Source organism: Streptomyces ossamyceticus, assembly GCF_001418475.1.
Lineage (GTDB): Bacteria > Actinomycetota > Actinomycetes > Streptomycetales > Streptomycetaceae > Streptomyces > Streptomyces ossamyceticus.
Genome location: NZ_LIQX01000328.1, coordinates 20747 through 28608, shown reverse-complemented (window position 1 = coordinate 28608; position 7862 = coordinate 20747). Strand labels below are relative to the sequence as shown.

7 protein-coding genes are annotated in these 7862 nt (G+C 67.0%); 1 reads left to right on the top strand and 6 read right to left on the bottom strand.

Annotation, left to right across the window (positions count from 1 at the left end):
* Positions 1-21: 21 nt before the first annotated feature.
* The 6 genes from AOK15_RS23980 to AOK15_RS23955 form a co-directional block, all read right to left on the bottom strand.
* Positions 22-759, bottom strand: coding sequence for a TerD family protein (locus AOK15_RS23980; protein ID WP_055520223.1), 738 nt, complete (start codon positions 757-759; stop codon positions 22-24).
* A 166-nt stretch (positions 760-925) separates the two neighbouring features.
* Positions 926-2068, bottom strand: coding sequence for a DUF475 domain-containing protein (locus AOK15_RS23975; protein ID WP_055520222.1), 1143 nt, complete (start codon positions 2066-2068; stop codon positions 926-928).
* A gap of 151 nt (positions 2069-2219) precedes the next feature.
* Positions 2220-2795 carry a TerD family protein gene (locus AOK15_RS23970; RefSeq protein ID WP_055520221.1) on the bottom strand — a complete coding sequence of 192 codons (576 nt, stop codon included), beginning with the start codon at positions 2793-2795 and terminating at the stop codon, positions 2220-2222.
* A 127-nt stretch (positions 2796-2922) separates the two neighbouring features.
* A complete protein-coding gene (locus AOK15_RS23965) occupies positions 2923-3498 on the bottom strand; it encodes a calcium homeostasis/redox stress adaptation protein (RefSeq protein ID WP_055520220.1) in 576 nt (191 codons plus the stop codon).
* A gap of 113 nt (positions 3499-3611) precedes the next feature.
* Positions 3612-4070 (bottom strand): peroxiredoxin, encoded by a 459-nt coding sequence (locus tag AOK15_RS23960; RefSeq protein ID WP_055520218.1) that lies wholly within the window; start codon positions 4068-4070, stop codon positions 3612-3614.
* Between the two features lie 189 nt (positions 4071-4259).
* Complete coding sequence (locus tag AOK15_RS23955; RefSeq protein WP_055520217.1) at positions 4260-4700, bottom strand: DUF3052 domain-containing protein; 441 nt, start codon at positions 4698-4700, stop codon at positions 4260-4262.
* Between the two features lie 402 nt (positions 4701-5102).
* Between AOK15_RS23955 and aceE the strand changes: the two genes are divergently transcribed.
* Positions 5103-7850 carry a pyruvate dehydrogenase (acetyl-transferring), homodimeric type gene (gene aceE / locus AOK15_RS23950; protein ID WP_055520215.1) on the top strand — a complete coding sequence of 916 codons (2748 nt, stop codon included), beginning with the start codon at positions 5103-5105 and terminating at the stop codon, positions 7848-7850.
* Positions 7851-7862 lie beyond the last annotated feature (12 nt).

Here is a 7862-nt window from a genome sequence, read left to right as displayed (position 1 = left end):
GCTCTACGGGTGGGGCCGCCGTCAGCGCTCCGCCTTGGTCTTGAAGCCGCGCCCCCACTGCAGGCCCCACCCGTAGAGCCGGTCGAGCTCCGCCTGGAAGCCGTAGACGAACTTCACCTCTCGGCGCACGATGATCTCCCCCTTGACGTTCTCGATCATCACCACCGCGCACGACCGGGCCTGCGGATGGCGCTCGTCGAGCCCGATCTCGATCCGGGGGCCGTTGCTCGGGTACAGCGTCACGACGGCGTGCGTACGGTCGAAGGCCGGCGTCTGGTCGTAGATGTAGACGAAGACGAGCATCCGCTTGAAGTCGTCGCGGTGGTCCAGGTTGATGTACATGGTCTCGCCGGACCCCGACCCGAACCGGTCGTCGCCGCTGAGCCGCATGTACGGCGGGTCGTTGATGTCGCCGAGGAAGCCGCCCAGCGGCTGCACGACCCCCTTCGTCCCGTCGGCCAGCTCGTAGAGGCAGCCGAGGTCGAGGTCGACGTTGACCATGCTCTGGCTGTGCGCCACGACCTCCTCCGGCTTGAGCGCCCTGAAAGGGTGCCGGAGCACGCTCTGCCGCTTGGGTCCGCCGATGTCGGAGGTCCGCATCCGCCAGGACAGGTTGACGCGCAGATGGCCGGTGGCGGCGCCCTGCTTGCTGAGGGAGACCTTCTGGTGCCGTTTGGTCAGCTCGATGGCGTTGGTCGCCGCGTTGCCCGCGTCGAACTCGGTGGCCCGTCCGCGCCAGAGGTTGTCCAGGAAACTCATGCCCGCCCCACAACTGCCGTGTCGTCGCGTCAACCACCGACGGGGCGGCCGACGAGGACGAGTCCTCGTCGGCCGCCCCGCTGAGAGCGTTCCCTCACCTGGAGGGCAGTCACACTCCGGAACCGGTCACACCGGCCCCGGGTTCCGGGTCGTACCTCTCTGGAGGTCAGACGCCGGACGCCACCTCCTCCTTGGAGGCCTCAGCTTTTCCCTCCGCGGCCGCCAGCGCCTTGTTGCGGCGGACCGAGGACCAGAAGGACCAGCCGATCAGGACGACACCGATGAGGCCGGTGATGATCTCGTTGATCTCGTACTGGATGGTGACGAGCAGGATCACGGCGAGGGCGCCGATCGCGTAGTGCGCGCCGTGCTCCAGGTAGACGTAGTCGTCGAGGGTGCCCTGGCGGACCAGGTAGACGGTGAGCGACCGGACGTACATCGCGCCGATGCCCAGGCCGAGCGCCATCAGGACGATGTCGTTGGTGATGGCGAACGCGCCGATCACGCCGTCGAAGGAGAACGACGCGTCCAGGACCTCCAGGTAGAGGAACATGAAGAACGCGGCCTTGCCGGCGAGGGCGACGGCCGAACGCGGCTTCCCGGCGCGCTCCGCCTCCTCCTCCGCCTCGTGCTCGCGCTCCTCCTCTTCCTCCAGGCGGTTCTCGAAGAAGCTGGAGAGACCGCCGACGATGAGATAGGTGATGAGGCCCGCGAGACCCGAGATCAGCACCGTCTGCGCCTTGTCGACGTGGGTGCCGCCGTGCTGGTGTGCGTGGGTCGCGAAGGTCATCGAGGTGATCAGCAGGACGATCATCGCGATGCAGGCGGACAGCATGTCGATCTTGCCGAGCTTGGCCAGCGGGCGCTCCAGCCAGGCCAGCCACTTGATGTCCCGGTCCTCGAAGATGAAGTCGAGGAAGATCATCAGCAGGAACATACCGCCGAACGCCGCGATCGACGGGTGGGCGTCGGTCACGTACTGCTGGTACTGGTCCTTGTCGGTGAGGGCCAGGTCCACGGCCTCGATCGGGCCCAGCTTGGCGCTGATCGCGACGATCACGACGGGGAACACCAGGCGCATGCCGAAGACGGCGATGAGGATGCCGATGGTGAGGAAGATCTTCTGCCAGAAGGCATTCATCTTCTTCAGGATCCCGGCGTTGACCACTGCGTTGTCGAACGACAACGAGATCTCCAGGATGGACAGGATGGCGACGAGCCCGAGCGCCGTCCATCCGTCGTAGAGAACCGCTGCAACCAAGCCGAGCGCGGTGACCGCGAACGACCAGCCGAAGGTTTTCAGAACCACTGGCTACCCAATCGTGTGTGTACGGGGTTCCCCCGCGCCGCGCGCGGCTTTACCAAACATTGACTCCGATGCCGAAGTCTAGTCGGGCACCCCTCGTCCCCCACCAGGCCCCAGGTTTTGCGCATATAGCGCCGGACCCCTCAGAAGGCCACTACGACACATTGACCCCGAAATCCAGGGCGATACCGCGCAAGCCTGACGCGTACCCCTGGCCGACCGCCCGGAACTTCCATTCCCCGCCGTAGCGATAGACCTCACCGAAGATCATCGCGGTCTCGGTGGAGGCGTCCTCCGAGAGGTCGTAGCGGGCCAGTTCCTGGCCGTCGAGCTGGTTGACGACACGGATGAAGGCGTTGCTGATCTGTCCGAAGGACTGGCCGCGGTTGTCCGCGTCGTGGATGGAGACCGGGAACACGATCTTGTCGACGGTCACGGGCACCCGGGAGAGGTCGATGATGATCGACTCGTCGTCGCCCTCCCCCTCGCCGGTGAGGTTGTCACCGGTGTGCTTCACCGAGCCGTCGGGGCTCGTCAGGTTGTTGTAGAAGACGAACCACTCGTCCCCCAGCACCCGGCCCCCCTGGCACAGCAGCGCGCTGGCGTCGAGGTCGAAAGGGGCTCCGGTGGTGGTCCGGACGTCCCAGCCGAGCCCGATCGTCACCTGAGTGAGGTTCGGCGCGGCCTTGGAGAGGGAGACATTGCCTCCCTTGGCGAGCGTGACGCCCATGGTGCTGGTCCTCCCCGTTGTCGAGCTTCGCAGGTGTTCAGTTGTGGTGTTGGAGCGCGTCCGGCGCCGCGGTCGAGGACGACTGCGGCGCCGGAACGGTTGAGCCGGATGGTTCTTCCCCGGTGGCTCAGACGTTCACACCGAAGTCCTGGGCGATACCGCGCAGACCCGAGGCGTACCCCTGGCCGATCGCGCGGAACTTCCACTCGGCGCCGTGCCGGTAGAGCTCACCGAAGACCATGGCGGTCTCGGTGGAGGCGTCCTCGGACAGGTCGTAACGGGCGATCTCCGCCTCGCCGGCCTGGTTCACCACGCGGATGAAGGCGTTGCGGACCTGACCGAAGGACTGCTGGCGGTTCTCGGCGTCGTAGATCGACACCGGGAAGACGATCTTCTCGATCTCGACCGGCACGGCGGCGAGATTGACCTTGATCTGCTCGTCGTCGCCCTCGCCCTCACCGGTGAGGTTGTCACCGGTGTGCTCCACGGAGCCGTCGGGGCTCTTGAGGTTGTTGAAGAAGACGAAGTTGGCGTCGCTGCTGACCTTGCCCGACGCGTCCAGCAGCAGCGCGCTGGCGTCGAGGTCGAAGTCCGTGCCGGTGGTGGTGCGGATGTCCCACCCCAGACCGACGATGACCGCGGTCAGGCCCGGGGCCTCCTTGGTCAGCGATACGTTGCCGCCCTTGCTGAGGCTGACTCCCACGAAGTCCTCCCATAGATGTCTGGGGCGGGGAGCCCCGTCGTGCGTTGGTATCGGATCAACGTGTCGATCCTAGTGACGGGTTCCCGAGAACCGCAGGCCTTGGAACCGAAGAATCACAGGGTGTCGAGCGCGGCGACGTACTCGTTCAGGTCACGGGCGTCCGGCAGGGCGTTGACGACCGTCCAGCGGACGACGCCCTCCTTGTCGATGATGAACGTCCCGCGCACCGCGCAGCCCTTGTCCGCGTCGAAGACGCCGTACGCGCGCGAGACGTCGCCGTGCGGCCAGAAGTCCGACAGCAGCGGGTACTCCAGCCCCTCCTGGTCGGCGAAGACCCGCAGGGTGTGGATGGAGTCGTTCGACACGGCCAGCAGCTGGACGTCGTCGTTGACGAACTTCGGCAGGTTGTCCCGCAGCTCGCACAGCTCGCCCGTGCACACGCCGGTGAAGGCGAACGGGTAGAAGAGCAGCACCACGTTCTTCTCGCCCCGGAAGTCCGAGAGCTTCACCGTGGCGCCGTGGTTGTCCTTGAGCTCGAAGTCGGGTGCCTTGTCGCCGACCTGGATCGCCATGATTTCCTGCGTCCCTTCGTGGGGCTGTTCGGGTGACCCAGCCTACGCAGGTGACCGGCGGGGAAAACGGAGCGCCCCTGGACGGGCCCTGTAGGGGCGCCCGTCCAGGGGCGCGGGGAGCTGCGCGACCGGTCACGACGATGTCGCGACCGCCTCGACGCAGAACCCACCGGGTTCTCGGGCGACGCTCTATTTCTTGCCGGACTTCGCCGCCTTCGGCGTCACCAGACGGCTTCCGCTCCAGTCCTTGCCGACGCTGACGCTCTTCGACGCGGACAACCCCGCGGTCGTCGCGGCTTCCGAGATGTCACTGGGCTCCACATAGCCGTCGCGCCCTGTCTTGGGCGTCAGCAGCAGGATCGAGCCACCTTCCTCGATGTACGTGGTGGCGTCCACCAGCACATCCGTCAGGTCGCCGTCGTCGTCTCGGAACCACAGCACGACGGCATCGGCCACGTCGTCGTAGTCCTCGTCGACGAGATCGCTGCCGATGACTTCCTCGATGGACTCGCGGAGCTCCTGGTCGACATCGTCGTCGTAGCCGATCTCCTGGACCACCTGCTCGGGCTGGAACCCCAGCCTCGCGGCAGGGTTCGTCCGCTCCTCCGCGTGGTCCGCGGTCGCGCTCACGGGTTGCCTCCTGATCATGTTTCGGGTGGGGTCGCCCCCGGGGAATCAGCCACGCGCGTACGCGAAGCGTTGGCCGTAGTCCACACGGGCGGGACGGATCGCGCAAGTACCCAGCCTGCGAGACCGCCGAAACGGTGACGATCCGGGCCGTGTCCACGCAACTCCAGGCATCGATTCCCAGCGCCTCGTGACGCACACCACACCATTCTGTCCGGTTTGCGCATTCGGCAACCGCTCTTGGGTACGAGTGCCGCATGCCCTTCCTACTGTGACAGAGCGGGTGACCAGCTTGGTTACCTCTCGGTAGAGATGACGTTTGCGCCCTCGAGGTACACGATGGGGGGCGGTGCAGGCACCCAGAAGAACCCATGAAGAGTGGCCCTCTGACAGCTAAGGAACAGCGTGGCTTCCGGATCCGATCGCAATCCGATCATCATTGGCGGCCTTCCGAGTCAGGTCCCTGACTTCGATCCCGAGGAGACCCAGGAGTGGCTCGACTCGCTCGACGCCGCCGTGGACCAGCGCGGGCGTGAGCGCGCGCGCTACCTGATGCTCCGGCTCATCGAGCGGGCCCGCGAGAAGCGCGTGGCCGTGCCCGAGATGCGCAGCACGGACTACGTCAACACCATCGCCACCAAGGCGGAGCCGTTCTTCCCGGGCAACGAGGAGATCGAGCGGAAGATCCTCAACGCCACGCGGTGGAACGCCGCCGTGATGGTGTCCAGGGCCCAGCGCCCGGGCATCGGCGTGGGTGGCCACATCGCGACGTTCGCGTCGTCCGCCTCCCTCTACGACGTGGGCTTCAACCACTTCTTCCGGGGCAAGGAGGAGGGCGACGGCGGCGACCAGATCTTCTTCCAGGGGCACGCCTCCCCCGGTATCTACGCCCGCGCGTTCCTGCTGGACCGGCTCGGCGAGCAGCAGCTCGACGCGTTCCGCCAGGAGAAGTCGAAGGCGCCGCACGGTCTGTCCAGCTATCCGCACCCGCGGCTGATGCCTGACTTCTGGGAGTTCCCGACCGTCTCCATGGGCCTCGGCCCGCTGGGCGCGATCTTCCAGGCGCGGATGAACCGCTACATGGAGGCGCGCGGGATCGCGGACACCTCCAAGTCCCATGTCTGGGCGTTCCTCGGCGACGGCGAGATGGACGAGCCGGAGTCACTCGGACAGCTCACGCTCGCCGCCCGCGAGGGCCTCGACAACCTGACCTTCGTCGTCAACTGCAACCTCCAGCGCCTCGACGGCCCGGTGCGCGGCAACGGCAAGGTCATCCAGGAGCTGGAGTCGGTCTTCCGCGGCGCCGGCTGGAACGTGATCAAGCTGGTGTGGGACCGCACCTGGGACCCGCTGCTCGCCCAGGACCGCGACGGTGTGCTCGTCAACAAGATGAACACCACGCCGGACGGCCAGTTCCAGACGTACGCGACCGAGACCGGCGCGTACATCCGCGACCACTTCTTCGGCGGCGACCACCGGCTGCGCGCCATGGTCGAGAACATGTCCGACGACCAGATCCTGCACCTGGGTCGCGGCGGTCACGACCACCGCAAGATCTACGCGGCGTACAAGGCGGCCCACGAGCACAAGGGCCAGCCGACGGTCATCCTGGCCAAGACCATCAAGGGCTGGACGCTGGGGCCGAACTTCGAGGGCCGCAACGCCACGCACCAGATGAAGAAGCTGACCGTCGCCGACCTCAAGGGCTTCCGCGACCGTCTGCACCTGCCGATCTCCGACAAGGAGCTGGAGGGCGGGCTCCCGCCGTACTACCACCCCGGCCGGAACTCGGACGAGATCCAGTACATGCACGACCGCCGCAAGGGGCTCGGCGGTTATGTGCCCACCCGTGTCGTACGGGCGAAGCCGCTGCCGCTACCCGAGGACAAGACGTACGCGAGTGTGAAGAAGGGCTCCGGTCAGCAGTCGATCGCCACCACCATGGCGTTCGTGCGACTGCTGAAGGACCTCATGCGGGACAAGGAGATCGGCAAGCGGTTCGTGCTGATCGCGCCCGACGAGTACCGCACCTTCGGCATGGACTCGTTCTTCCCGAGCGCGAAGATCTACAACCCGCTCGGGCAGCAGTACGAGGCGGTCGACCGTGAACTGCTGCTCGCGTACAAGGAGTCGCCGACGGGGCAGATGCTGCACGACGGCATCTCCGAGGCGGGCTGCACGGCGTCGCTGATCGCGGCCGGTTCCGCGTACGCGACGCACGGCGAGCCGCTGATCCCGGTCTACGTCTTCTACTCGATGTTCGGTTTCCAGCGCACCGGCGACCAGTTCTGGCAGATGTCCGACCAACTGGCGCGCGGCTTCGTCCTGGGCGCGACCGCGGGGCGTACGACGCTGACCGGTGAGGGTCTCCAGCACGCGGACGGGCACTCGCAGCTGCTGGCCTCCACCAACCCGGGCTGTGTCGCCTACGACCCGGCGTTCGGCTTCGAGATCGCGCACATCGTGAAGGACGGTCTGCGCCGGATGTACGGCGAGACCGCCGACGGACGGCCCGGCGAGGACGTCTTCTACTACCTCACGGTCTACAACGAGCCGATCCAGCACCCGGCCGAGCCCGCCGACGTGGACGTGGACGGCATCCTCAAGGGCATCCACCGCTTCAAGGCCGGCGAGTCCGGTGCCGTCCCGGCGCAGATCATCGCCTCCGGTGTCGCGGTGCCCTGGGCGGTCGAGGCGCAGCAGATCCTCGCCGCCGAGTGGAACGTCAAGGCGGACGTCTGGTCGGCGACCTCCTGGAACGAGCTGCGCCGTGAGGCGGTCGAGGTGGAGCGGCACAATCTGCTCCACCCGGAGGAGGAGCAGCAGGTCCCGTACGTGACGCGGAAGCTGAGCGGCTCCGAGGGTCCGTTCGTGGCCGTCTCCGACTGGATGCGGTCGGTTCCGGACCAGATCGCGCGGTGGGTGCCGGGCACGTACCAGTCGCTCGGCGCGGACGGCTTCGGCTTCGCGGACACGCGGGGCGCGGCGCGGCGGTACTTCCACATCGACGCCCAGTCGATCGTGGTCGCGGTGCTGACCGAGCTGGCGCGTGAGGGCAAGGTGGACCGCTCGGTGCTCAAGCAGGCCATCGACCGCTACCAGCTGCTGGACGTCTCCGCGGCCGACCCCGGGGCGGCGGGGGGCGACGCGTAGGCGCTGCCGCTG

Bases quoted from the DNA above. Each gene is read 5' to 3' on its own strand.
- AOK15_RS23980 (WP_055520223.1), bottom strand. From the start codon at position 759: ATGAGTTTCCTGGACAACCTCTGGCGCGGACGGGCCACCGAGTTCGAC.
- AOK15_RS23970 (WP_055520221.1), bottom strand. From the start codon at position 2,795: ATGGGCGTCACGCTCGCCAAGGGAGGCAATGTCTCCCTCTCCAAGGCC.
- AOK15_RS23960 (WP_055520218.1), bottom strand. From the start codon at position 4,070: ATGGCGATCCAGGTCGGCGACAAGGCACCCGACTTCGAGCTCAAGGAC.